Origin of the sequence: Haloarcula sp. Atlit-7R, from assembly GCF_003666065.1 — an archaeon.
GTDB classification, from domain to species: domain Archaea; phylum Halobacteriota; class Halobacteria; order Halobacteriales; family Haloarculaceae; genus Haloarcula; species Haloarcula taiwanensis.
The window spans coordinates 190,291-214,011 of sequence record NZ_QXIK01000002.1; the positions used below are offsets into that span (position 1 = coordinate 190,291).

Genomic DNA, 23,721 nt, shown 5'->3' on the forward strand with positions numbered 1-23,721 from the left:
GTAGGGCATATGAGAGCGAAGCCGGAGTATCGCGACCGGGACGACACTGAGGTTGCGGTGCTCGATGCGCTCGCTGACCGCCGCGACGAGGGGATGACTGTCTTCGAGCTTCGGTCGCGGACGGAAGAGAATATCGACCGTATTGAGGACGCGCTCGCCGCTCTCAAGGCGGACGACCTCATCGAGGTCGAGGACAACGGGGAGCGGACTGTCATTCTCCCGGGGGAGGACGTGGTGGGTGAGTCGCTGCCGGACGAAGACGAGTCGCTCCTCGACCAGATTCGGAAGCGGCTTCCACTGTAACCGCTGCTGCCACACGGTGAATCACACCGCGTCCAACGGCGCGGCCGCGCAGTTGTTCGGGCCGAGTTCGAGTTCGAACGCCGTGTCGTCGTCGGCCGTCTCCGCTCCGAGATTGATCGCGATAATCCGCTCGAAGTTGGCGGGTCGCGCCGGTATGTCGTCACAGACGTACTCGACGAACGCCTCACGGTCCATCTCGAATCCTGTGAGTCGGCTTCGGAGCGTGCCCAGCGAGGCTGTGAACGTGCCATCGTTAGCCGACATCGTCGACTCGCTGTAGTGGCCTGGGGCGACGAGCGTTTCATCGGGTAGTACCGATAGCCGGTCAGTCAGCGTCCGATGGAGGTCGCGGGCGAGGTCACGAGCGCCGTCGGCCCCGGCTTCGAGGTCCGGGCGGGCGACACTGTTGAGGAAGATGCTGTCGCCGGCCAGAAGCACGTCACCGATAGTGAAGCCAGTCATGCCGGTCGTGTGACCGGGCAGGGGACGAGGCTCCAGCGTGGCTGACCCGACCTGAAGCGATTCGTCATCGGCCAGTGCAGTCATGTCGTCGACACCGCGAGCAACCGCCCGTTCGGAAAGAATTGGTTTGGCATCGGTTTCTTCGGCGAGACGCCGGACACCGCTGACGTGGTCGGCGTGGACGTGCGTGTCGATAGCGTGGGTGAGCGAGGCGTCGCGGTCAGTAGCATCGGCGATATACCGGTCGGTGAACGCCCGCAACGGGTCGATGACAGCGGCCGAATCGTCGCTGACGACCATGTAGCCGAGACAGCCCGACGACGGACGACGGTACTGGAGGACGGTTGCGTCGTCGCAGGGGATCTCGCGGGCTTCGTAGAGCCGTGCCCAGCCCTCCATGCCGTCGCTGAGGTTCTGCGCCTCAATGTCGTGTTCAGTGAGCAATCCGGCAACGAAGGCGCTGGCCTCGCCGCGGCCACAGACGACCGTTATCGGGCCGCTGCCGGCTACCTCGTCGACGATATCGTTCACTTCGCCGGTCACCTTCGCTTGGAGGAACTTCGCAAAGGGCAGCTGTGTTGCTGTCACCGTCTCGCCGCGAACCCGCCACTGCTCGTACTCGTCGCGGTCACGAACGTCGAGTAACCGGACTGATTCGCCGGTGTCGAGTTTCGTCTGCAACGCTGTTGCGGATAGTGACGGCGGGTCCGTCGGCGGGTCAGGGTAGTCTTCGGCCATACTGACTGTAGCGCTCCCCCGTGGATAAATCGGGCGGGGATTTCAAGCCCCTGCCGCGCCCAGCGGACGTATGGACGCCGAAGCCACTATCGACGCTGTCCGTGACCAGACCGAGACGGAGCGAGACAGACTGGGCTCGGACAAGGTGCTTATCGCAGCAACAGATGCGACACTGGAGACGGAGGCAGTCCTCACGGTGGCGGCGACCCGTGAATCAGGGAGTGCAGATATCTTCGGCCGGTGGGCAGCCGAGACAGACAGTGACGTAGCGACGCAGTTCGAGGCAGCTGCAGAGGCCGCGATGGAGCGGGCGAACCGCATCGACGCAGACGCCGGTGACCCGGACGGGTTCGTCGACCATCTGGAAACGGTGAGCGGCACTGCACGGCGCGTTGGGGCCGGCCTCGTCGCCGCGCCGCTGGTCGCCGACCGGTTCTACCTGCAGGTGGTGAGCTTCTTCATCAACGAGGCGGACGAGGGGCGAGCCGATATGTTTCGTGGGATTCGAGACGAGGCGTCAGCACTTGACGACGGGGTGACCGCTCTCGCACACCTCTCGGAAGCCGAACGCGAGACGGCAGCGGCGGCCGCGACGGATGCTATCGGAGCGGCGTACGCCGACTACGCAGAAACGCTGGAGGGGATGGGACTGGACCCGAAGCCGATCTGCTAGTCGAGCCGGTAGGTCGCGACGCGGTTGGCGGCATAGAGGAAGCCGGCGACAGCGCCGGCGACGGCGATTCCGACGCTCGTTATACCGCCTCCGCCGAGGAGCCACATTTTGTCGAACGGGAGTGAGAACAGGTCACGGACGGCGAGCAGGTACGTCACGCTACCCGGCGCAACGGCCACGCCGAGGACGAGGAAGTACAGCCCGAACGCCCAGCCGCTCGGAACCACTACTTCGTGGCCCTGCACAGACGACGACTCGAACTTCGGGAACAAGACGCCGGCCCCAACGGCGATGGCCGGTGCGGCCAGGGTTGCGACGAGTGCGACTGTGAGTCCGACGGCGAGCGTGACTGGCGGTGTTCCGGCGGCGACGCCGAGGCCGACAACCAGTAGCGTCGTCACTACGACGCCGGGGAGTGCGCCTGCGAGGACAAGTCCGGTGACGAACGCCCGACCGGAGACATTGGCGGTCAGTGTTAGCGGCAGGACCCCCTCCTCGCCGCCGAGTGGATTGAGCGAAAACGCGGCCCCGAACGCCGCCGCGCTGGCCAGCCCGGCGCTGAGCGGGAGCGTCGGCGGGACCACTCGCTCCAGAATGACGATCTGGAGGTGATACACCAGGAAGAAAAACGGCATGATCGCGAACTGCACAGTGATGGGCGCTCGCCTGGCACGGAGCCACGATTTTTGGGCGACCACGCGGGTTGCCGTCGAGATCCGTCCTCTCAGCAGCCGGTCAGAGAGTGTTCGCTTGTCGGCGTCGAACTCGTGGTCGGGCTGGACCGGATCGACATACCAGGTCTGCGCAGCTAGCCACAGACACGCAACTGCGCCTGCCGGGAGCGCGCTGAGAATCCCTGCCGTGGCGACGGCGGCAGTGACCGGATTCCCGCCGGTCCCCAGCACGAGCAGGATCACGTCGGCGGGCCACGAGAGCGGGGAGTGGGTCGCTAACCGGAGCACGCGGAGCTGTATCGTCGGAACGGCTGTCATCGCGACCCAGCCAAGCGGCAGGATCAGCGAGACGGCGGCTCCGACACTCGCGCGATGACTTGCGATGAAGGCCGAACGGTTCGCGACCAGTTTCGTTACTAGCCCCAGACCGAAGCCGAGGACCGTGCCAAGCAGGGTAACCGCGACCGACCCGACGAGGGCTACGATAGCGACGAGTACACCGCCATCACCGACTACAAGCCCGCCTACCAGCGCCAGAATCGGGATAGTGAGTGCGCCCACTACTCGACTAGCCTCGGCAGCGAGCAGCCCGGCCGCCGCGTCCTCGTAGGGGACTGTCGTCAGCAGACCGTCGGCAGCGTCCGGTTTGCCGGCCGATTTCACCGTATGCTGAAGCGTGAAGAAGCCGACGAGTCCGAGCAGCCCGACGATACCAGCTGTCGTCGCAAGCCTGACCGTCTGGGGGTTGCTGTCGGTGAGAAAACCGCCGAGAAAGAACGCTCCCACGCCGATAACGAGACTGTAGATGATGATACCCACTCCCCCGCCGAGCAGCAAGAGCGTCCCGCGTGTCGTGCCCACGAGCTTGCGCCAGGTCCGCCGCAGTTCCGTCCGCGCGACCAGCCGTATCCGCCGCCCGTTCGGGCGTCTCATCGGTCACCCGGGTGCTCGCTGGTCACGTCGAGGAACACGTCTTCGAGCGTGCTTCCGGACGCGACGCTGCCGGTCAGTTCCTCGGGCGACCCCTCTGCGACAAGGTCGCCGTCGTACAGGACGCCAACGGTGTCGGCTAACTCCTCAACGACAGGGAGGATGTGTGTCGAGAGGAACACTGTCGTCTCCGCGGCCGCGACCTCGCCGATGGTATCACGCACTGTCCGGGCCGCCCGCGGGTCCAGTCCCGAAGTGGGTTCGTCGAGAAAGAGCACATCGGGATCGTGCAACAGTGCCTGAATGAGGCCGAGTTTCTGTTTCATCCCCTTCGAGTACGTCTCGACGCGCCGGTCAGCGTCCGCGTCGAGGTCGAACCGGTCGAGCAGTGACTCCACGCGGTCCCAGTCCTCGTGCCCGCGCAAGCCGGCGACGTACTCCAACTGCTCGCGGCCGGTGAGTTCGTCGTACAGCGGCGGCTCTTCCGGGAGGAAGCCGATGTGTTCGACCACCGCGGCGCGGTCGGCGACTGACTCGCCCGCGACTCGGGCAGTGCCGTTTGTCGGGTTCGTCAACGTCGTCAGGATGCGAATCGTCGAGGTCTTGCCCGCGCCGTTGGGGCCGAGAAAGCCGAAGACGCTCCCGCGCGGGACTGTGAGGTCGAGGTCTTCTATCGCCGAGACCCCGCTGTAACGCTTTGTCAACCCCTCGGTAACGATTGCAGGTGCTGGAGGGCACATACGGGCAGTGCCGCACCGACTGTGAAAAGGTCTTCCTGTTGTCGAGGACGCCCCGCGAGTGTGCCGGCGTTACTCTTCGACCGTTGCGTCGGCGGCATCCGCGTCGGCATCGTCTTCGTCACCCGCGTCGGGATTCTCGACCACTTCGATACCGCGGTTGTTGACAGCAGACGGATCGAGACCGACCTCCTGTAGAAAGTTCTTGTACTCGCGCTCGCACTGTTCGGCGTCCTTCTGGCGGTCGCTGGCGCGGTCACACAGCGCGACGAGGTCCTCGGGCACGTCGTTGGTGTAGACGATCCAGTGGTTGATGAGGTCCGAGAGGCGTCGAATCGGCGAGGTGAAGTGGCCGTAAATCTCGAAGTTCAGGGCGTGGTGGCCGCCGAAGGGGTCGTTCATGTACTTCGCGCGGGGCATCACCTTCATCACGGCCCACTGGATCTTATCGAGCTGGCGACCGGGGGCCTGTTCGAGCGTGGCGTTGACGGCCTTCCGCGGGTCGTCCCAGGCGTCGCCGGGGATGGAGACGCCGTCGAGCTCCTGAATCTCGACCAGCGCCTCGTCCCACTCGTCGGGGCTTGGCTGTGGGTGGACGCGGTACATCGCCTCGACGCCGCGGTTCCACATCAGCTCGTGCGTGACGGCCTTATTGGCCTTTAGCATGCACTCCTCGATGATGGTGTGAGCGCGGTCGCGGGCAGGGTTGAGGACGAGCGAGCCCTCCTCTTTACGCTGCTCGTGCATTCGGTCGGCCAGTTCCCAGACGCGCTCGGTCTTCTCGGCGAGGTCGACGCTCTGGTCTTCCAGCACGTCGTCTGCGGTCTCGGGCTCGTCCAGCAGGCGCTCGGCCTCGGTGTAGGTCAGGCGAGCGTCCGAGCGGATGACGGACTTGTAGATGTTTATCTCCTCGTAGCCGAGGTTCTCCTTGTCGAGGTGCATCTCGACGGTGTGAGCCAGGCGGTCCTCGTTGGGGACCAGCGAACAGACGGTCTCGGCGAGGACGGGCGGCAGCATGTGGACGGTATAGGCCGGGAGGTAGACGGTGTTCCCGCGCTCGACGGCCTGCTCCCACATCTTCGTGTCGGGGTTGACGTAGTGAGTCACGTCGGCGATGTGGACCCAGAGGACGATTTCGTCCTCGCGCTCCTCGATGGAGATGGCGTCGTCGAAGTCCTGGGCGTCAATGGGGTCTGTCGTCCAGGTCGTCATCTCTCGGAGGTCCCGGCGCTCGTCGACCTCGTCCTCGATTTCGGCCTGCACGTCCTGCGTTCGCTCTTTGGCCTCCTCAAGTACCTCGGGCGGAAACTCGTCGGGGATGCCGAACTTCTCGAACAGTTCTTCGCGCTTGTTTTCTAAGTGTCGGGCCATCTCCGGGTCGATTTCGACGGGGCCTTGCCCTTCGGCGGTCCCGGCGGCCGCCTGCGCGTCCTCTGTAGTCATGTCACCCGGTACGAACAGGGCGTAGTTAGGGCTGTCGGGGTGGGACTAGACCGCAACTCCCCCGTCTCATTCCCTGCGAGCGTCGCCCTCGGAGAGTTCCCGGAACCGTTTCAGGAACGTCTCTTGATCGGCCTCGCCCGCTCCGGCGGCATCAAGCGTCGTTTCGAGGCCATCCCGTGGTTGCTGGCACAGCTCGGCAAAACAGGCTTTACAGAGGTGTTCGAACGTCTTGTCCCGGCGGTCCCACCGGTCGCCGTGTTTGTCGTACTCGCGGGCCTCGGATCGTAAGATGGACTCCCCACACGCGATGCAGGTGACCGACTCTCCCCGGGAATTCCGGGACCCGAACATACCTACGGGTTGCGGGCGATAGCGTTTAGAGGTTTTCGCACAGGCAACAGTCCCCCGTTTTCGGGCCACACGTTTATTCACCAGCCGCTATTACACAGGGTATCGGCTATTCCGAGCCAGGGACACTGAATGAAGCCACCAGAGACACTCGCTCACTCGACGTTGGACACGCTACCCATCAATATCGCTGTCCTCGACGACGAGGGAACGATCCTGTTCACCAACCGCGCCTGGCGGGAGTTCGCGGGCGACGAGGACGGGGAGATGGAGGGGACGAACTACTTCACGACAACTGATGTCGACGCGGACGAATACGCCGGACAGGCAGTCGGCGGCATCGAATCGGTCATCGACGGTGAGCAGGACCTGTTCACGATGGAGTACCCGTGCCATTCTCCCGAAGAGAAACAGTGGTTTCTGATGCGGGTCGCACCGTTACCCGACGACGAAGCCGGGAGCGCCGTCGTTGCACACATCGACATCACCCAGCGGAAGCTCGCCGAACTGGCAGCCGAGCGACGGAGCGAGGAGCTCAAAGCCGAACGACAGAACCTCAAACAGCTCGTCGACCGGGTCGACGGGCTGTTGAAAGCGGTGATGGGCGACGTACTGACCGTTGATTCGCGCGAGGCTATCCAGCAGACCGTCTGTGACCGGCTGGCCGAAGTCGACTCCTACCAGTTCGCCTGGGTGTCTGAACTCGACCTGCGCGATGAGACGCTGTCGTCGACGGCGCTCTCCGCCGACCACCCGACAACGCTGTCCATCCCGCTGGACGCCGACGACCCGGTTGCGGAGGCGGCCCGAACCGAGGAGATGCAGGTGGTGACCGGCGACATCGACGAGCAACACAGCCGGCTCGCCGACTCCGATGTGGCATCGGTCGCGGCAGTCCCGCTCGTTTCCGGCGAGTCGCTGTACGGCGTCCTCACTGTCTACGCCGACAGCGACGACGTGTTCGACCCCCGAGAGCAGGCCGTACTGGGGACCATCGGCCGGGCGACCGCTGCGGCTATCGACGCCCGCGAGACCAGCCGACTGCTGACCGCCGACAACGTTACCGAACTCGAACTGCAGGTCACCGACCCGGACGTCTTCTACATCGACGTGGCGAGCGAACTCGGCTGCTCGATGGAGTACGGCGGGAGCGTTCCCGACGGCGAGGAGACGGTGATGTTCTTCCTCGTCGAGACGGACGACCCCTCAGCGGTCTGCGCCGTCGCCGCTGACCACCCACACGTCTCGGGTGTCTCGCACGTTTCGACGGCCGACTCATCGGCACTGTTCGAGTTCACTGTCTCGGACCCGCCGGTCGTCTCCGTTGTCGCCGACCGCGGGGCCCAGACGGGCGACATCTTGGTCGAACCCGGGCAGGCGACGGTCACTGTCGCGCTTCCGGCATCGATGGAAACTCGGAGCGTGGTCGAGCAGGTCCGCAGCCGGTATCCGGAGACAGAACTACTTTCCGTGCGGGAACGGGACGAACCACCGGTCTCCCGGCAGGCGTTCATCGCAAACGTCGAGGACCGACTGACTAATCGCCAGCTAACGGCGCTCCGGAAGGGGTTCCTGGGCGGCTTCTTCGACTGGCCGCGGGACGTGTCCGGCGAGCAACTGGCCGAGTCGATGGACATCTGCCCATCGACATTTCACCAGCACCTCCGTGCTGGTGAGCGAAAGTTACTGGAAGAAGTGTTCGAAAACTGGTAACCCGTGCTTTTGAACCCCTCTCTCGACAGCGGACTCCTGACGTGGTTCCCGAAGCAGTTTGGTAGTCTACTTATACGGATAACAACCGTATATACATGTAGTGATATCGAACCAGTGTCCTCTCTGTCGTCAGCGAACGGACAGGACACACGACCCAGTGATAGCGGTGCAACCACGGGTCGACCGGACCAGTACGTACAGCCTCCAGACAAGCGCGCGACGAATCGTCCGCCGAATGACTTCCCGATAGCTTTCAATGCACTCCGATAACATTCAAACGAGCAAATCGATACAGCAGGAAACCGGACGGACGTTCCACCTCGCGACGCGTCTACTTCCGGAACGCATCCGCCACCCGACGTACGTCATGTACGCGTTCTTCCGGGTCGCGGACGAGGTCGTCGACCAGCCGGACGGCCCGCCACCGACCGTCCAGCACGAGCAACTGGAGGTAATTCGCGAGGCCGCGCTCGGGAACATTGACCCGGCTGAAACAGACCACGAGGCGGTCATGGCGGCGTTTCAGGACCTCGCCGAGCGTCACGACATCTCCGAGGAGACGATCAATGTCTTCATTGATGCGATGGAGATGGACATCGCACAGGCCCGCTACGAGACGTTCGAGGATCTTCGCGAGTACATGCGTGGCTCTGCCGTCGCGGTGGGGCACATGATGACGGAGGTGATGGATCCGCCACAGAAGGAAGAGGCGTTGCCCCACGCAACGGCGCTGGCAGAGGCGTTTCAGCTCTCAAACTTCCTGCGGGATGTCCGCGAGGACATCCACGACTACGGGCGTGTGTACCTCCCACAGGAAACGCTTGACCGCCACGGCGTCACCGAAGAGCAACTGGCCGACGCCGAAGTCGACGACGCCTTCCGCGCTGTGATGCAGGAGGAACTGGCCCGGACCGACGAACTGTATCGCGAGGGCGTCGCCGGTATTCGGTACCTGCCGGAAGACTGCCAGTTCGGCGTGTTGCTGGCCGCAGTCCTGTACGCTGACCACCACCGGCTCATTCGCGACCGCGGCTACGACGTGCTGACGGAGACGCCGGATCTCACCCGCCGCCGCCGGCTCTGGCTCCTCGCCCGCACGTGGTGGCACTGGCGGCGCAACGGTGACCCCGAAGCGACGTTTTACACCGTGAGCGCGGTGTCCGAGCGCGGCCCCGGTGAGACGCCGACAGACGCTCACAGCCACGGGCAGCCTACGTGGCGTGGATGACACCCGCGCGTCGGGCGTCGTCGCTGACTCAGTGTCGCACCTGAACTAATGTTGCCCACGCCCACGTATCTCCAGTTCCACGCCCTGTTCGTGGTCCCGGTCGTGGCCGCACTGGTGCTGACGGCCACCTACCGCCTCGGCAGCCGCCGGGACGTACTCACAGCAACGGCTATCCTCACAGGCTTGGCGCTCGTCTACACGACGCCGTGGGACGGCGAGCTCATCCGACGCGGCGTCTGGTGGTACGGCGACGGCGCCGTACTGGTGCGGTTCTGGTCGATTCCCCTCGGCGAGTACCTCTTTTTCGTTCTGCAGACCGCGATGGTGGGGCTGTGGGTAGCCCGGTTTCGGGTGGACACGGCTCGCTCGCTGGCCACGCCGGTACGGACGCGGCTTGTCGGGTTCGCCGCTGCGCTTGTCGTCGTTCTGTCCGGCCTCGCGCTTCTGCGCTCCGACTCGGGGCTGTATCTCGGCTCTCTGCTGGTCTGGAGCGGGCCGATTCTCGCCATCCAGTGGTTGTTCGGGTGGCACTTCCTCGCCGGTGAGTGGCGGACGGTGGCCGGTGGGACACTGGTACCGGCGGCCTACCTCTGTGGTATCGACAGCATTGCCATCCGACTCGGGATCTGGACCATCTCGAAACAGTACACAACCGGGTACGCGATTCCCCTGCTTGACCTGCCGATTGAGGAGGCGGTGTTTTTCTTCCTGACGTCGCTGTTCGTCGTGCAAGGGGTCGTGCTCTACGTCTGGCTCATCGACAGATGGAAGTGACCTACCGCAATGCCGTCGAACCATCGGTTCGCTACCGGATCGCCCTGATTCCCGGCTGGATTGCCAGCCTTGCCGTCGTCGCGCCGTTCCTCGCCGGAGTCTCGATACCGCCCGCGCTCCAGTATGTCCCGCTGGTCGTCAGTGCCGTCCTGCTCGGCCTGCCCCACGGCGCGGTCGACCACCTCGCGGTCGCACGCACCCGCGGCGAGCGCCCGGACTGGCGGGCTATCGCCCGCGTGTTCGCGCTCTACGGCGTCGTCGGCGGTGCCTACGCCCTCGTCTGGTTCCTCGCACCCGCCGCGGCCTTTGTCCTGTTCATCGCGGTGACGTGGTTTCACTGGGGCCAGGGCGACCTGTACGCGCTGGTCGCGCTGGCCGACGCCGACCACCTCCGGTCGCTCCCCCAGCGAGTCGGGGCCGTCCTCGTCCGGGGCGGCCTGCCGATGCTGGTCCCGCTGCTCGCGTTCCCCGAGTGGTATCGCCGCGTCGCCACGGACCTGGTGTCGCTGTTCGCGCCCGACGCCGCGGCCGCCATCGCCTGGGCGTTCCGGTCGGACGTGCGAACCGGGCTCGCCCTCGCCTACGGCGCGCTCGTCGTGGCGACGCTGGCTGTCGGGTTCGCTCGCGCCGACGCCCGCCAGCCGTGGCTGCTTGACGCCGGTGAGACGCTGGGCCTGCTCGCGTACTTCGCCCTCGTTCCGCCGGTGCTCGCCATCGGCGTGTACTTCTGTCTGTGGCACTCGCTGCGCCACGTCGCCCGCCTGCTGCTGGTCGACGACGACGCCACTGCCGCGCTCGAAAACCGCGACCCGACAGCCGCGCTGGCGCGGTTCGCCCGCGACGCCGCACCCCTGACCGTCGCCTCGCTCGCCCTGCTCGGCGGGCTGTACTTCCTGGTCCCGAACCCGCCGGGGTCCGTCCCGGAGTGGGTCGCGCTGTATCTGGTGTTCATCGCGGTCGTCACGTTGCCCCACGTCGTCGTTGTCAGTATCATGGACCGCGAACAGGGTGTCTGGGTGTAGTCGGCTACCTCTATAGATGGCGCTAGGGCCGGATGTCTGGAAGAATTGAAGTCGAAAATCACGGAGGGGCATCCGCGCGAGCGAAGCAAGCGCGGTTCACCGAACGCGAGTGAAGCGAGCGTTCGGCCTTTTTCGCCCACGTTGTTGCGCCGAGTGGTGCGCTTCGCGCACCCGATGCGGAAAAAGGTGGGTTACTTGCCCTTGCCGCGGTTGCTGCGTAGCGACGGGCGGGTCTTCTCGCTCCCTTTGCCCTTACCACTGAGACCGCGGTTGCGGCGGCCGGCACCGGTCAGACCGCGGAAGACGCGGTCGGCCTGGTCGTCGGCACAGATCCACGACAGGTCGTCGTCGTTCTGGATGGCCGGGTGGTTCGGGTCGATGAGGATGACTTCGTGCCACTTCTGGCGGCCGTCCTGGCCGACGGAGTAGCTGTTGAGCACGCGCAGGTTCGGGAAGGTGCGGGAGGCGCGTTCCTCGGCGACGCGCTGGATGTCCTTCCGGCGGGTGATGCGCGTGACACCCTGGCGCTTGGAGCGACGACCGGCCTTGTGTCGCTGTTTGCGTGCACTACCCTTCCGGACGGAGACGCGAGCGACGATAACGCCCTGTTTCGCCTTGTAACCCTGTGCGCGGGCCTTGTCGAGGCGGGTCGGGCGCTCGATGCGCTCGACGGCCCCTTCGTCGCGCCACTCCTGCTGGCGCTGCCACTGCAGTTCTGCGAGCTGTCCGTCACCTGGGTTCTTCCAGGCGTCTCGAATGTACGAATATGCGCTTCGTGCCATGTGTATTCACCACGGGCGTTGCGTGGTTCAAGTCGCGTTTCGCGACTCACATCCCGACCTGCACACGCAGGTGCCCGCTGGTGCCCGTCGTCCAGCGAGTTACTCCGGAGTTTGCCGTTCGGACTCTTAAACGGTTCGGACCTGACCAGCGGATGTGAGCCGGTCACGCAGGGACGCGACCGCTGAAAGCGTCGGATATCTGTGATTTAGCAACACAAATCGTTAAGTTGTTCCCAGCCGGAGAGTCATGTATTACCATGACAGACCTTGGTGGCTTTCAGGACCACGTGGCGCGAATCGACCTTGGGGACGGGGACGTAGCCTACGAAGGTATTGACGAGGAAGACGCGAAAAAGTATATCGGTGCGCGAGGGCTCGGCGTGAAATACGTCTTCGACCAGGGGCCAGATGTGGACACGCTGGGGCCGGACAACCTGCTGGCGTTCATGAACGGGCCGCTGACGGGGACACAGGTGACGATGAGCGGTCGTATCGCCATCTGTACGAAGTCGCCGCTGACGGGGACCGTCACTGATTCCCACCATGGCGGCTGGTCAGGCGCGCGGCTGAAGTGGTCGGGATTCGACGGACTGCTGTTCGAAGGGCAGGCCGACGAACCGGTGTACGCGCTCGTCGAAGACGGCGAGGTGGAACTGCGCGACGCCTCACACCTCTGGGGCCAGGGCATCCACGATACTATCGACGACCTCGAAGGCGAAATCGAGGGCGGCTCGCTGGGCAAGAACCTCTCTGTGATGGCAATCGGTCAAGGCGGCGAGAATGAAGTCAAATACGCCTGTATCGTCAACGAAGACGACCGCGCGTCGGGCCGCGGTGGCACCGGCTGTGTGATGGGCAACAAGAAGCTCAAAGCCGTCGTCGTCAAGTCTAGCACCCGGATGCCCAAGCCGAAAGATCAGGAGACGTTCCAGGAGGGCCACAAGCAGGCGATGCAGGTCATTCAGGAATCCGACGTGACCGCGCCCAACGAGGGCGGCCTGTCGATGTACGGAACGAACGTCCTGATGAATCTCACCGAGGAGATGGACGGCCTCCCGACGAAAAACGCGAAATACTCGTCGACGCGGTCATACTCGGACGCCGAGGGCGACGGCGAGCGCATCATCGACTCGGAGAACGTCTCTGGCGAGAACGTCCGGGAGAACATCCTTGTCGACGAGCCGACCTGTCACTCCTGTCCCGTCGCCTGCAAGAAGGAAGTCGAGGTGCAGGCGATGCACAAGGGCGAGGAGATGAACGTCCGCACCGAATCCTACGAGTACGAGTCCGCGTGGGCGCTCGGACCCAACTCCGGCCACGTCGAGCGCGACAAGATCGCCGTGATGCTCGAACGGTGTAACGACGTGGGAGTCGACACCATCGACGTGGGCAACACCATGGCGATGGCGATGGAGATGACCGAGGAAGGCAAGTTCGACGACCTCGGCGATGGGATTGATTGGGGCGACGCTGACACGATGATCGACATGATTGACATGATCGCCCACCGCGAGACGGAACTCGCGGACCACCTCGCTGAGGGGCCGGACCACCTCGCCGAGGAGTTCGACGCCCACACCAACTCCCTCGCGGTCAAGGGCCAGACGATGGCCGCCTACGACCCGCGCTGTATGAAGGGAATGGCAATCGGGTACGCGACCTCGAACCGTGGCGCGTGTCACCTGCGCGGGTACACGCCGGCGGCGGAGATTCTGGGCATCCCGGAGAAGGTCGACCCGCGAGAGTGGGAGGGCAAGGGCGAGCTGTGTGCCACCTTCCAGGACCTCCACGCCATCAGCGACTCCTTCGACATCTGCAAGTTCAACGCCTTCGCGGAGGGCATCGAGGAGTACGTTCTGCAGTACAACGGCATGACCGGACTGGACGTGAGCGAGGAGGAACTGATGGAGGCCGGCGAGCGCGTCTACAACCTCGAACGGTACTACAACAACCTCGCGGGCTTCGACGGCTCTGACGACGACCTGCCCAACCGGTTCGTCGAAGGCGACGAGCACGCGATGCCGGCACAGGGCGGTTCCGAAGGCGAGCTCGCGGAGCTCTCAAAAATGAAAGAGGAGTACTACGAGGTGCGTGGCTGGGAGAACGGTGTCGTTCCCGACGAGAAACTCGACGAACTGGGAATCGACATCGGTCCCGGAACCGGCGTCAGTTCCGGCGGCGCAGCGGCACCGAGCGACGACTGAGACGGCACCGGCCGCCGAACACATTTCAGTTCTCTAATGCGCAAGGAAGATATCGACGACTTCGAATTCCAGGTAGAGTCTCGACTCACCAGCCACGGCGTTTACGTCACCGACTTCGCTGACGAGGGCGATACGTACCGGCTCATCTACGAGTCGATTTCGGCCGACGAGGCGGCCGTCATCCCCCACCGGGAAATCGGTCGCGTCATCAACGTCTTCCGGGACCTCCACGCTGACGACTGGTCCGGGGTCGACATCGAGGCGACCGTGACAGACCTCGACGGCACCGAACTCGGCGAGTGGTCGGTCGACAGCGAGTGGATCGACGACCTCGAAAACGGCGACCTCTCGGAGACGGATTTCTCCCAGCGGGTCTTGGAGACGATTACGGTTCGGCAGTAACTGCCAGCACGTCCCTGATTTCAAGCGTCGTCTCGAACTCCTCGCTTCTGTCCAGTCGCCGGCCGTCGCGCTCGAACTGGGCGGTGTGGGCCCGCCGAACCGCGTCCTGTTCGCGGTCGCCCAGTCCGAGCTCTGTGCCGATACTGTCCCAGTGGCCCGACTCGGCGCAGATGTAATCGGCTTCTCTGGGGCCGCTGATGCGTTCGTACTCCCTGTCATAGGTCGCGCGGTGCTCCCGGAGATACGTCTGGACCCGTTCCAACAGGTCGGGGAGCTGGTCGAGTGGAATGCTCGCACGCGTGCCAGCCAGCAGGACGATCTGCCCCTCGATTGGGTACGACGAGTCAGCCATCGCTGCCCGGTCAGCCGCCCGCTCGCATCGCTTTCTGTGCGAACTTCTCGATGAGCGGCTCCAGTGTCTCCGGCTCGCCATCGAACTCGATCGTCACCTCGTTGAGCTGCAGGCTCGGGCCGATAGCGACTTTCTCCTCCGAGAGTGTCGCCGCCCAGCCGTCGCCTTCGACGGTCGCTTCGCCGCGTTGCTCGCCGCCGAGGTTCTCCAGATACCCGATAGCGGCTCGAACCGAGATGCCGCGAAAACTCCGTTCACGCTCCATCGTGTGGTCGTTACGGGTGCGGTCGTCTAAACCTATCGGCGTCCCTGTGCTGTTGTGACACACCCGCGCTATCTCGGCTGGGGGCCACCGCTCTCGGGTGGATACGGCCTACCCCGGACGGATACCGTCGTCGACGATGCGGGCGTTGCGCTCGCGGTTGATGCGTTCGTCTAAGTTCTCGTGGTCGTAGATCTGGGCGATGACGGCGGCGTGGAGGTCGCGCCAGGCCATCGCGTAGATAGGCGACTGGCCCCAGGCCCGGAGTTCGACGACGTACTCGTCGTAGGCCTCCCACCGACTCTCGAACTGTTCGATGTGGTCGACGACGGCACTAGCCGGCTCTTCGGAGTTGAGCGCGGCGTTGAGTTCCCGCTCCCAGCCACCGACAGCCTGTTCCATATCGCGTTTCGTGTCCTCGCTGTCCGGCGGCAGCGACTCAACAATCCCGGACGGAATCCCCAGTTCGATATCGTCCATATCGCCACACAGAGTTCGCCGCAAATAAACCCCAGCGATGGGCGAACATGTTCGACTTCACTGATTTGTAGGAGCGGGGTGTAGCGCACGTATGAGCAGTGAGACACTGGAACGGGAGATGTCGGACCCGGATCTGACCACCGTTGAGGTCAGGTGTACCGGCCACGTTCGTCGGGTCGTCGGTGAACCGTCGCTATCATACACATTCGAAGGGAACACGCTACGTGACTTCCTTGACGCGTTCTTCCGGGAGTACGACGTGAGCGAGATGCTCATTGCGGAAACCGAAGCCGACGCCACCACCGAGGGCTGGGCCCCGGAGATGGCGGACCTGCCGGGCGACTGGGCGAAAAACCCCGAAGGCGAGCAGACCAGATGCTACGCGCGAGTGGCGGTCAACGGTGAGTTCAACGAACATCTCGACGGACTGGACACAGAATTAGAAGCCGGCGACCGCGTCGGATTGATGTTCCCGTTCATCTTCTGTTGTTGATTCGGGACCCGACTGCAGCAGGACCTAGCCCCCGGCGACTGGCGGAAACACACTGAGTTCGTCCCCGTCTTCCAGTGCGGTCTCTAGTCCGTCGAGATGCGTGATGTCCGTTCCGTTAAGGAGGATTGTCAGGTACTCCCGGAGTTCGCCGTCCTCGAACAGGTCCATCTCTGTGAACTCCTCGGAGAGCTGCCGGAGCACGTCGCCGGCCTGCAGGTCGCTTTCGTACTCGCGGTGAACCGTTTTCTGTCCGACGGCTTCCCGGAAGTTGGCGAAAAACCGCAGCTCGATTTGCATACCGCTGGGTTGGCGGTCGAGTGGCTTAAATCACAGCGCTCGGACCGCGTGCTTCGAACGAGCAACGGATTTACTCGTTGTATTCAATCGATCATGGACCTCGAATTCCTATTCGATGGGAACGACTTCGACCCGTTTTAGCGTCCCAGTCCATGACTCCGCATATGGAACGTGTGGTCGCAAGCGATGACCCGATGATAGATGTCGACCGACTGCGGGCGGACCTCGACGCCGACGTCGTCGCGGCGGAGACCGGCTCCGAGACGGCGCTCCGGGACGCCGCCGCCGGGGCAGCGGGACTCGTCGTGGACGTGAACACGCCGGTCACTGCCGCGGTACTCGACGCACTGGACGACCTCAAGGTCGTCGCGCGAGCGGGCGTCGGTATCGACAACATCGACGTGTCCGCGGCGGCAGACAACGGCGTGACCGTCACGAACGTCCCCGAGTACTGTACCGATGAGGTCGCCACCCACACGGTGACGCTGCTGCTGGATTGCGTTCGGACGCTCACGGCGTACGACCGCGACGTTCGCGACGGCGGGTGGGGCTGGGAGCGAACCCGGCCGGTACATCGTGTCCGGGGCCAGACGCTGGGTCTCGTCTCCTTCGGTCCCATCGCACGGCGGGTGCGCGACCAACTGCGGGGCTTCGACCTCGACGTCGTTGCGTACGACCCGTACGTCGACGCCGAGGAGATGGCCGAAGCCGATGTCGAGAAAGTCACGCTTGAGACGCTGTACGACCGGGCTGACTACGTCTCTCTCCACGCGCCGCTGACCGATGAGACGGAAGCGATGATAGACGCCGACGCTCTCGCGGCGATGCGTGACCAGGCAATCCTCGTCAACACCGGTCGCGGCGGCCTCGTCGACGAAGCGGCGCTCCGGACGGCGCTTGAGGACGGCGAAATCGCGGCCGCCGGCCTCGACGTGCTGGCCGAGGAACCGCCGGCGGCGGACCACCCGCTTGTCGGCCTGGACAACTGCATCGTCACGCCCCACGCGGCGTGGTACTCCGAGGAGGCCCGCGACGACCTGAACGACGCCGTCGCCGCGAACGTCGGGGCCGCGCTGGCCGGCGAGACGCCGCCGGACCGCATCGACCCGGAGACCGACTGGCTGTAGCGGCGGCCGCCAGTCCCCGCGTCGTAGCAACCGTACTAGCTTATCTCCTGTGACAGCCTTCCACCAGACATGACAACAAGACTACTTACTGTGCTGGTGGTGTCGCTAATCGTCCTTGCCGGCTGTCTCGGCGGCGGTCCGGCGGCGGGCGACGGGACCGACGCAGACGACGGTGGGGCCGCACCGGCAGACCGGGTCGACCTCTCGGTCGAAGCGACGGACCGCCTCCTCCGAGACGCGGGCAGTTTCACCGCGACGTGGTCGTACTCGACGACCGAGGGCGGCGAGACGGCCACGATGACGAACGACTACCGGGTGGACCTGCGGGCGAACCGCTCGCTGGAGACATTCACGATGTCCGGGCCGGACGCCAGAACCGATTTCGAGACCTTCGTCGCCGACGGCTCGGCATACACCCGGTACGAGACCGACGGCGAGGCGTTCTATCAGGTCAGGCCCCAAGACGACACGGCGTTCCAGTCCGCCATCGACCGCGGGAGGCTCAGCTCCGAGTCAGTCGACGACGCCCGGCTGGTTGGGACGGAAACGTTCGATGGCGTCACGGTGGACCGCTACGAGTACTCTGACCTCTCGACCTGGCGACAGATCGGTGCCGGCGCCTTCGGGTCCGGTGGGAACGTGACTGTGACCGACTTCACCGTCGTGATACTGGTCGACGGAGACGGGCTGGCGCGCCAGACAGCGTGGACGCTGACCGGCGAAACTGACGACGGCGAAACGGTCGCCGTTGAGTGGCGCTACGAGGTCACCGGCGTCGGGTCGACTGACGTTCCGGACCCGGACTGGCTTGCTGACGCGCGGGCCCAGCAGTCGAACGCGAGCACGTGAGCGGCGCGACAGGCCTCAGCAGCTGAGGAATTCCCGACGCTCGTCCCCGAGGGCGCTCTGACCGGTCCCTGCCGTTTTGATATCCCGAGCGAGATTCGAGAGATACGCGCGAAGCCCGGGCTCACAGGTCCCGAATTCCCGGGCCTGACGGTAATCACACAAGAGCGCGACCGGTAACAGCGGGGCCGCAAACAGTCCGGAAAGTGTGACGCCCAACTGGAACGGGTGACCAGTCGGGACAGCGAGCCACGCAGCGGCCACGACCGTCCAGAACACTACCCCGTAGATGAGGGTGTGCCGCCAGTTGTGCGTCGGCAGCTCATATCCACGAACACGCGACGAAGAGTCGCCCGACGTGTTGCCGGGAACTGGCCCACCGGGCGACTCGCCAGTAGACGGAGAGAGAGGACACGACATACTCTGTGCAAAGCCTGCTTCGATAATGACGGCTGGTTTGGCATACGCCGAACGAGACAGTGCGTATAAACGGCTCGGCACGCAACGGGAGGTATATGCGAGAGTTCATTTTCACTATCGACTACGAGCGGAACGTCGACCCTGTGATGGACGTGTTCATCGACCATCCGGAGATGCACTCCCGGACGATCGCGTGCAACGTCACGCGGGACGGGATGTGGCGGCTCGAACGCGTTGCCGGTCCGGAGACTGCGCTCGAACAACTGGACGACGTGTACGACGACCCCGTCCAGTGTACCGAATGCATCGGAACCCGCAACTGCGAGACCGACTGGACGTACGAGGTCATCGGCTCGGACCCCGGCGTCCGGACGGTGTACAGCTACCGGTCAGAAGCCGGTGACTGTCACTCGATTCCGCGGCTGGCTATCGACCACGTCGGTCGTGGCGTCCTCGTCGAGACTGAACGCCGCGGGAGTCGGTGTGAGTGGCGGCTGCTCCTGTGTAGCGACGCCGGTGTCGACGGCCTGTTTGAGGAGATGAAAGCCGAACTCCGGGAGGGACTGACCGTCGAGTTCCGCCAGCTCAGTTCGCCCTCGTACTGGGTTGACGAGGCCGTGACGCTGGCGGAGCTGCCGCCTGAGCAACAGGCCGCCGTCGAGGCCGCTGTCGAACACGGCTACTACCGGACACCCCGAGACACGTCGCTTACCGACCTCGCCGAGACGCTCGACGTGTCGCGGTCGACGCTCCAGTACCGCCTCCAGCGGGCCGAGGCGTGGATCGTCCGGTCGTTCGTCACGCGGTCGATGGGGCCGGTTCAGGCCGACGAAGATGTCGCCGAGGGTGGACGCCTTCGTATCGGCCGCTCGGGTGTCTAAACGGCGATATCGCATCTGGAATCGGGACGAACTGCACTACCTGAGACCTGCCGTGTCGCAGGTCAGCACGGGATGACAGCGGATGGGGTGTCGTGCGCTGTGGCACGCGACCGTCACAGCTAGCTATCACTTCTCCTGAGTTCGGCATATGCCAAGCGAGTCGTCATGGGGGATGCACCCCTATAATTGGGTACGACCGCGGGCGTCCCACGCGCTCGCAGAGACACACCATGACGACACGCAGCATCTATTCCCCCGACGAACGCGGCGAGAGTGTGGACGAACAGGCCGAGTCCGAGGCGACTACCGGCCACGCCTGCCCGGACTGTGGCGGGAGCCTCGTCACCGACGACAGTCGCGGCGAGACCGTCTGCGAGTCGTGTGGACTCGTCGTCGACGAGGACGAGATTGACCACGGGCCGGAGTGGCGCGCCTTCGACAGTCAGGAACGCGACAACAAGCGCCGGGTCGGCGCGCCGACGACTGAGATGAAACACGACAGGGGCCTCTCGACCAACATCGGCTGGCAGGACAAGGACGCCTACGGCAACTCCCTGTCGACGCGCCAGCGCGAGAAGATGCAGCGCCTGCGCACCTGGGACGAGCGGTTCCGCACCCGCGACCACGCCGAGCGCAACCTCAAGCAGGCGCTGGGCGAAATCGACCGGATGGGTAGCGCGCTTGGCGTCCCCGAGAGCGCCCGCGAGACGGCCAGCGTCATCTATCGGCGCGCCCTCGACGAGGGCATGCTGCCCGGCCGCTCTATCGAAGGGATGGCGACCGCCGCGCTGTACGCCGCGGTCAGGCAGGCGAACCTCCCGCAGACGCTCGACGACATGGCCGTCGTCAGCCGCGTCGACGAGATGGAGTTCACCCGCGCGTACCGCTATCTCAACCGCGAACTCTCCCTGCAGGTCGGCCCGCCGGACCCCGCGACCTACCTCAGCAAGTTCGTCTCCGAACTCGACGCCGACGACGCTCTCGAACGCCAGGCCCGCGCCCTCATCGAAGCGGGGAAGGAAGCGAACGTCCACAGCGGCAAGAGCCCCGTCGGCCTCGCCGCCGCGGCCATCTACGCCGCCGGCCTGCTGCTCGGCGAGGAGATGACACAGGAGACGGTCAGCGAGGCCACCGACATCAGCACCGTCACCATCCGCGAGCGCTACCGCGAACTGCTGGAAGCCGAAGCAGAGCTCGACGACAGCGCTGTCGACGCGGCCGGCAGCGCCGAACCCGGCGCGAGTGCCTGACCACGGCGCGCTGCTTCTTACTCCCGTCCCTTTCCGAACCCTTTCTGCTGTTCCCCTGTCTAGATAGTCTATTGACCCGGGAGCGGACAGAGGCTCGCTGTCAGGACGACGATGTCGTCAGTGTGGTTGTGCGCCCCGTGGGCTTGCCCGCGCTCGTTCAGCACGACGCCCGGCGCGGCGATTGTCTCCTCGGAGTCGTCCTGCTGGACCGTCACCTCGCCGCGGACGACGTGGAACACGTTCGTCGCGTCACCGTGTTTATGCGGGTCGATGGTCGCGTCCGGCCCCAGCGCGAACGCTTTCACCAGCACGTCGTCGGTCACCGCTAGCTCTCCGTCGATGACTTCGTCTGCTGCTGGTTCGGTATCGAACGCTGCCAATCTGTCGAGTGACATACCGGCACGTGGGCCGGCGTCGCCTTAGCCGTTCGGCTGCTGGGAAATCTGTCGCCGTGTGATTGCGTGAGTGAACAACCAGAAACGCCTCGTAGCCGTGTAGCCAGCCGATGCGCTCCGGGAATCCCGACGACATAACCACCGCAGAAGGTGACACGACCGAGGAGCGTGGTTCAAGAGACCGAAGCTCTCTCGACATCACGAAAGACGCAGAGCGTCTTTCGACCGACAGCGAGCCGCGGGACCGGAACGTATCGGGGGCTTTCTGGCTGTTCAAACACCTTCACGGGACAACCAAGCATCTCACCTCTCCCGTCAAGTGTCGGCCAGTGCTCGGGTCTCACCGGTGCCACGGCCCGGAACCGATACCCGTTGGTTGCTGGCGTCTCAGCCAGTCTGGATGCCGGACTGCGGCGCGATTCCCCGACCGGGGTTTATTACTTCCGCAGTCCGAACGGGATGTATGGATGTTTAGGAGAGAACAACTGTTCTCGGCGATGACGGCGTCGTACGTAATCGCGGTCACGCTCGCCCTCGTCATCGCCGCGATATTCGCGCCGGTCATCTGGAACGGCGTGCCAAGCGGTGGTGACGACGACCCGAGCGTCGCCGTCATCACTCTTCGCGGCGGCACAACCGACGCGAACGTCAACGCCGTCAAGCAAGACCTCCGCGAGGCACGGACCAACGAGTCAATCGAGGCGGTCGTCCTCCGGGTCGACAGCCCCGGCGGTCCGGTCGATTCGAGCGAGGAGTTCTACCTCGCGGTGAACAGGACCGCCAGCGAGATGCCCGTTGTCGCCTATGTCGAAGGCACGGCCGCTTCGGGCGGCTACTACGGTATCGTCCCGGCCGACGAGATCGTCGTCAAACCGAGTTCGAACGTCGGTAGCATCGGCGTCATCGTTCAGGCCCCGCTGAGCCTCATCGAGCAGGTCGAACAGCAGGGCGAGACGTTCGTCCGCTCGGGGCCGGATAAGGCTCAGATAAGCAAGGACGGGCTCCGTGAGGACATCGAGGTCCTCCAGCGGTCCTTCGTCGGGACGGTCATGCGCCACCGGGGCGAGCAACTGACGCTCTCCCGCGAGGAAGTCGCCAACGGGAACACGTACCTCGGAGCCCAGGCGACGCAGAACGGCTTCGCCGACCGCATCGGCGACACTGAGCTAGCAATCGAGCGGGCCGCCGCGCTCTCGGATGATATCGAGGGCGACGGGTACGACGTGGTGTATCAGGGCAGTGGTGGTGCCGAATTCAACGTCATCATCGTCCCTGCCGGCGCTGAAACCGTCCAGGGCGCGAACAACGTGACCTATCTCGTCCACCCCGACGACAGCGAGACGACGTTCCGGGAACCGGTGAAGTACTACGCCGTCTGGGGAATCCCTGCCGACGACAACAACGCAACGGTGATCCGCAATGACTGAGGGCCGTATCGTCAAGCCGCTCGCCGTGTTTATCGTCGTTCTCGTGGCGATACTGGGTGGGACGTTCCTCCTCGCAGTCGTCAACCCGGGGTCATCGGGGCCGCCCGACGGCCAGTCCATCGACGGTCAGTCCCCGTCACAGTACCAGCCCGACGCTGTCAATGCGCCTGTCGACCCAGAAGAGGGACAGATATCGGTCGACGCTGAGGCACGTGGGCAGCGAATACTCGTCGACACGAGCCACGGCAATCAGGTGTCTGAATCCGAACTCGAGCCGATTATCGAGGCCGTGTTCGAAGCGGGCCACACCGTTGAGTACGGCACCGCCGGCACTGCTTCGTTCGCCGATTCGCTGGGCCAGTATGACGGTGTGCTCATCGTCCAGCCGCTTGGAAGCTACTCCGAAGAAGAGCGCGATGCGCTCCAGGAGTACACGGACGACGGCGGGCGTGTCGTTGTCTTGGCTGAACCGACGCAGACGCGGCTCTCAACTGGCTTCACCCAGTCGACGACGACGGTGTCGTTCGGAGCCAACAACGCCACCGAGCGCTACGGCGTTCGGATGGGGTCCGAACAGCTCTACAACGTCGACGACGCGGCCAACGACAACAATTTCAAGGCCATCTACGCGTCACCGAGTGGTGACGGCGAACTGACCGACGGTGTCGAGACGATCACCTTCGACACCGCCGGCTACGCGGTGGTAAACGGCGATGCCGAGACGAAGTTCACCGCTGCCGATGGCACCCGAACGCTGGAGACGCGGCGTACCGGAACGTACGCGACAGTCGTCCGCAACGACAACATGGTGTTCGTCACTGACTCGACGTTCATACGCAGTTCCGAAATATACGACGCCGACAACGAGGTGTTCATCGGAAACCTGCTTTCCTTCCTGCTTGACGGTGAAGCACCCGATCCCGGCGGTGCCGCGAGCACGGATCCCGGATTCGGGGCTGGTGGTGACACTTCCACCCCGGCCGGAACACCAGCGGAGTCGACCCCCAGCCCGACTCCGACGCCCGCACCCACCCCAAGTGGGTCCTGATTCGGGCTGC

27 protein-coding genes are annotated in these 23,721 nt (G+C 64.5%); 15 read left to right on the top strand and 12 right to left on the bottom strand.

The window, feature by feature from the left end; translation table 11 throughout:
- The first annotated feature begins 9 nt into the window (after positions 1–9).
- A complete protein-coding gene (locus tag D3D01_RS04990; RefSeq protein WP_101350923.1) occupies positions 10–303 on the top strand; it encodes a DUF6432 family protein in 294 nt (97 codons plus the stop codon).
- Positions 304–324: 21 nt separating this feature from the next.
- Here D3D01_RS04990 and D3D01_RS04995 read toward each other — a convergent pair whose 3' ends face one another.
- A complete protein-coding gene (locus tag D3D01_RS04995) occupies positions 325–1,503 on the bottom strand; it encodes an MBL fold metallo-hydrolase (RefSeq protein WP_121511441.1) in 1,179 nt (392 codons plus the stop codon).
- Between the two features lie 70 nt (positions 1,504–1,573).
- On the opposite strand from D3D01_RS04995, the gene D3D01_RS05000 reads away from it, so the two are divergent.
- The gene (locus D3D01_RS05000) at positions 1,574–2,176 is read left to right on the top strand and encodes a transcription antitermination protein (protein ID WP_121511442.1); all 603 of its coding nucleotides are present in this window, start codon (positions 1,574–1,576) and stop codon (positions 2,174–2,176) included.
- On the opposite strand, the gene D3D01_RS05005 is transcribed toward D3D01_RS05000, so the two are convergent.
- The 4 genes from D3D01_RS05005 to D3D01_RS05020 form a co-directional block, all read right to left on the bottom strand.
- On the bottom strand, positions 2,173–3,783 hold the full coding sequence (locus tag D3D01_RS05005; RefSeq protein ID WP_199725369.1) for a hypothetical protein: 1,611 nt from the start codon (positions 3,781–3,783) through the stop codon (positions 2,173–2,175). The two genes, D3D01_RS05000 and D3D01_RS05005, sit on opposite strands and share 4 nt — an antisense overlap.
- Entirely contained in the window at positions 3,780–4,520 is a 741-nt protein-coding gene (locus D3D01_RS05010; protein ID WP_101350920.1) for an ABC transporter ATP-binding protein, read from the bottom strand. The genes D3D01_RS05005 and D3D01_RS05010 overlap by 4 nt, the downstream gene beginning before the upstream one ends.
- Before the next feature lie 69 nt (positions 4,521–4,589).
- A complete protein-coding gene (locus D3D01_RS05015) occupies positions 4,590–5,960 on the bottom strand; it encodes a ribonuclease R family protein (RefSeq protein WP_121511443.1) in 1,371 nt (456 codons plus the stop codon).
- Between the two features lie 66 nt (positions 5,961–6,026).
- Positions 6,027–6,311, bottom strand: coding sequence for a hypothetical protein (locus D3D01_RS05020; RefSeq protein ID WP_101350918.1), 285 nt, complete (start codon positions 6,309–6,311; stop codon positions 6,027–6,029).
- Positions 6,312–6,440: 129 nt separating this feature from the next.
- On the opposite strand from D3D01_RS05020, the gene D3D01_RS05025 reads away from it, so the two are divergent.
- From D3D01_RS05025 to D3D01_RS05040, 4 genes are all read left to right on the top strand, one after another.
- On the top strand, positions 6,441–8,021 hold the full coding sequence (locus D3D01_RS05025) for a bacterio-opsin activator domain-containing protein (RefSeq protein WP_101350917.1): 1,581 nt from the start codon (positions 6,441–6,443) through the stop codon (positions 8,019–8,021).
- A gap of 256 nt (positions 8,022–8,277) precedes the next feature.
- Positions 8,278–9,249 (top strand): phytoene/squalene synthase family protein, encoded by a 972-nt coding sequence (locus tag D3D01_RS05030; protein ID WP_101350916.1) that lies wholly within the window; start codon positions 8,278–8,280, stop codon positions 9,247–9,249.
- A 48-nt stretch (positions 9,250–9,297) separates the two neighbouring features.
- Positions 9,298–10,023, top strand: coding sequence for a lycopene cyclase domain-containing protein (locus tag D3D01_RS05035; RefSeq protein WP_101350915.1), 726 nt, complete (start codon positions 9,298–9,300; stop codon positions 10,021–10,023).
- Entirely contained in the window at positions 10,014–11,045 is a 1,032-nt protein-coding gene (locus tag D3D01_RS05040) for a Brp/Blh family beta-carotene 15,15'-dioxygenase (RefSeq protein ID WP_121511444.1), read from the top strand. Before D3D01_RS05035 ends, D3D01_RS05040 begins: the two co-directional genes overlap by 10 nt.
- 191 nt (positions 11,046–11,236) lie before the next feature.
- Here D3D01_RS05040 and D3D01_RS05045 read toward each other — a convergent pair whose 3' ends face one another.
- Positions 11,237–11,827, bottom strand: coding sequence for a 50S ribosomal protein L15e (locus D3D01_RS05045; protein WP_121511445.1), 591 nt, complete (start codon positions 11,825–11,827; stop codon positions 11,237–11,239).
- A gap of 257 nt (positions 11,828–12,084) precedes the next feature.
- Here D3D01_RS05045 and D3D01_RS05050 point away from each other — a divergent pair, with 257 nt between their 5' ends.
- Positions 12,085–14,031, top strand: a complete 1,947-nt coding sequence (locus D3D01_RS05050; RefSeq protein ID WP_121511446.1) for an aldehyde ferredoxin oxidoreductase family protein — start codon at positions 12,085–12,087, stop codon at positions 14,029–14,031.
- 36 nt (positions 14,032–14,067) lie between these two features.
- Positions 14,068–14,433 carry a hypothetical protein gene (locus D3D01_RS05055; RefSeq protein ID WP_121511447.1) on the top strand — a complete coding sequence of 122 codons (366 nt, stop codon included), beginning with the start codon at positions 14,068–14,070 and terminating at the stop codon, positions 14,431–14,433.
- Here the strand turns inward: D3D01_RS05055 and D3D01_RS05060 are convergent.
- The 3 genes from D3D01_RS05060 to D3D01_RS05070 form a co-directional block, all read right to left on the bottom strand.
- On the bottom strand, positions 14,417–14,785 hold the full coding sequence (locus D3D01_RS05060) for a hypothetical protein (protein ID WP_121511448.1): 369 nt from the start codon (positions 14,783–14,785) through the stop codon (positions 14,417–14,419). The two genes, D3D01_RS05055 and D3D01_RS05060, sit on opposite strands and share 17 nt — an antisense overlap.
- A 10-nt stretch (positions 14,786–14,795) precedes the next feature.
- A complete protein-coding gene (locus D3D01_RS05065) occupies positions 14,796–15,050 on the bottom strand; it encodes a hypothetical protein (protein ID WP_004591078.1) in 255 nt (84 codons plus the stop codon).
- A 108-nt stretch (positions 15,051–15,158) separates the two neighbouring features.
- The gene (locus D3D01_RS05070; RefSeq protein WP_101350909.1) at positions 15,159–15,527 is read right to left on the bottom strand and encodes a hypothetical protein; all 369 of its coding nucleotides are present in this window, start codon (positions 15,525–15,527) and stop codon (positions 15,159–15,161) included.
- Between the two features lie 91 nt (positions 15,528–15,618).
- Here D3D01_RS05070 and D3D01_RS05075 point away from each other — a divergent pair, with 91 nt between their 5' ends.
- Positions 15,619–16,020 (top strand): MoaD/ThiS family protein, encoded by a 402-nt coding sequence (locus D3D01_RS05075; RefSeq protein WP_101350908.1) that lies wholly within the window; start codon positions 15,619–15,621, stop codon positions 16,018–16,020.
- A gap of 24 nt (positions 16,021–16,044) precedes the next feature.
- Here the strand turns inward: D3D01_RS05075 and D3D01_RS05080 are convergent, their stop codons facing one another.
- A complete protein-coding gene (locus tag D3D01_RS05080; RefSeq protein ID WP_053967310.1) occupies positions 16,045–16,317 on the bottom strand; it encodes a ubiquitin-like small modifier protein 1 in 273 nt (90 codons plus the stop codon).
- A gap of 164 nt (positions 16,318–16,481) precedes the next feature.
- Between D3D01_RS05080 and D3D01_RS05085 the strand changes: the two genes are divergently transcribed.
- Positions 16,482–17,444 carry a C-terminal binding protein gene (locus D3D01_RS05085; protein WP_121511449.1) on the top strand — a complete coding sequence of 321 codons (963 nt, stop codon included), beginning with the start codon at positions 16,482–16,484 and terminating at the stop codon, positions 17,442–17,444.
- A 69-nt stretch (positions 17,445–17,513) separates the two neighbouring features.
- Positions 17,514–18,293 (top strand): hypothetical protein, encoded by a 780-nt coding sequence (locus D3D01_RS05090; RefSeq protein ID WP_121511450.1) that lies wholly within the window; start codon positions 17,514–17,516, stop codon positions 18,291–18,293.
- A 15-nt stretch (positions 18,294–18,308) separates the two neighbouring features.
- On the opposite strand, the gene D3D01_RS05095 is transcribed toward D3D01_RS05090, so the two are convergent.
- Positions 18,309–18,710 carry a hypothetical protein gene (locus D3D01_RS05095; RefSeq protein WP_121511451.1) on the bottom strand — a complete coding sequence of 134 codons (402 nt, stop codon included), beginning with the start codon at positions 18,708–18,710 and terminating at the stop codon, positions 18,309–18,311.
- A gap of 95 nt (positions 18,711–18,805) precedes the next feature.
- Between D3D01_RS05095 and D3D01_RS05100 the strand changes: the two genes are divergently transcribed.
- Positions 18,806–19,591 (top strand): helix-turn-helix domain-containing protein, encoded by a 786-nt coding sequence (locus D3D01_RS05100; RefSeq protein WP_101350904.1) that lies wholly within the window; start codon positions 18,806–18,808, stop codon positions 19,589–19,591.
- Between the two features lie 230 nt (positions 19,592–19,821).
- Positions 19,822–20,841, top strand: a complete 1,020-nt coding sequence (locus tag D3D01_RS05105) for a transcription initiation factor IIB family protein (protein WP_121511452.1) — start codon at positions 19,822–19,824, stop codon at positions 20,839–20,841.
- 68 nt (positions 20,842–20,909) lie between these two features.
- Here D3D01_RS05105 and D3D01_RS05110 read toward each other — a convergent pair whose 3' ends face one another.
- Entirely contained in the window at positions 20,910–21,236 is a 327-nt protein-coding gene (locus tag D3D01_RS05110; RefSeq protein WP_121511453.1) for a cupin domain-containing protein, read from the bottom strand.
- Positions 21,237–21,703: 467 nt separating this feature from the next.
- On the opposite strand from D3D01_RS05110, the gene D3D01_RS05115 reads away from it, so the two are divergent.
- Positions 21,704–22,663 (top strand): S49 family peptidase, encoded by a 960-nt coding sequence (locus D3D01_RS05115; protein WP_198560188.1) that lies wholly within the window; start codon positions 21,704–21,706, stop codon positions 22,661–22,663.
- Complete coding sequence (locus D3D01_RS05120; protein ID WP_101350900.1) at positions 22,656–23,711, top strand: DUF4350 domain-containing protein; 1,056 nt, start codon at positions 22,656–22,658, stop codon at positions 23,709–23,711. The genes D3D01_RS05115 and D3D01_RS05120 overlap by 8 nt, the downstream gene beginning before the upstream one ends.
- Positions 23,712–23,721: the final 10 nt, after the last annotated feature.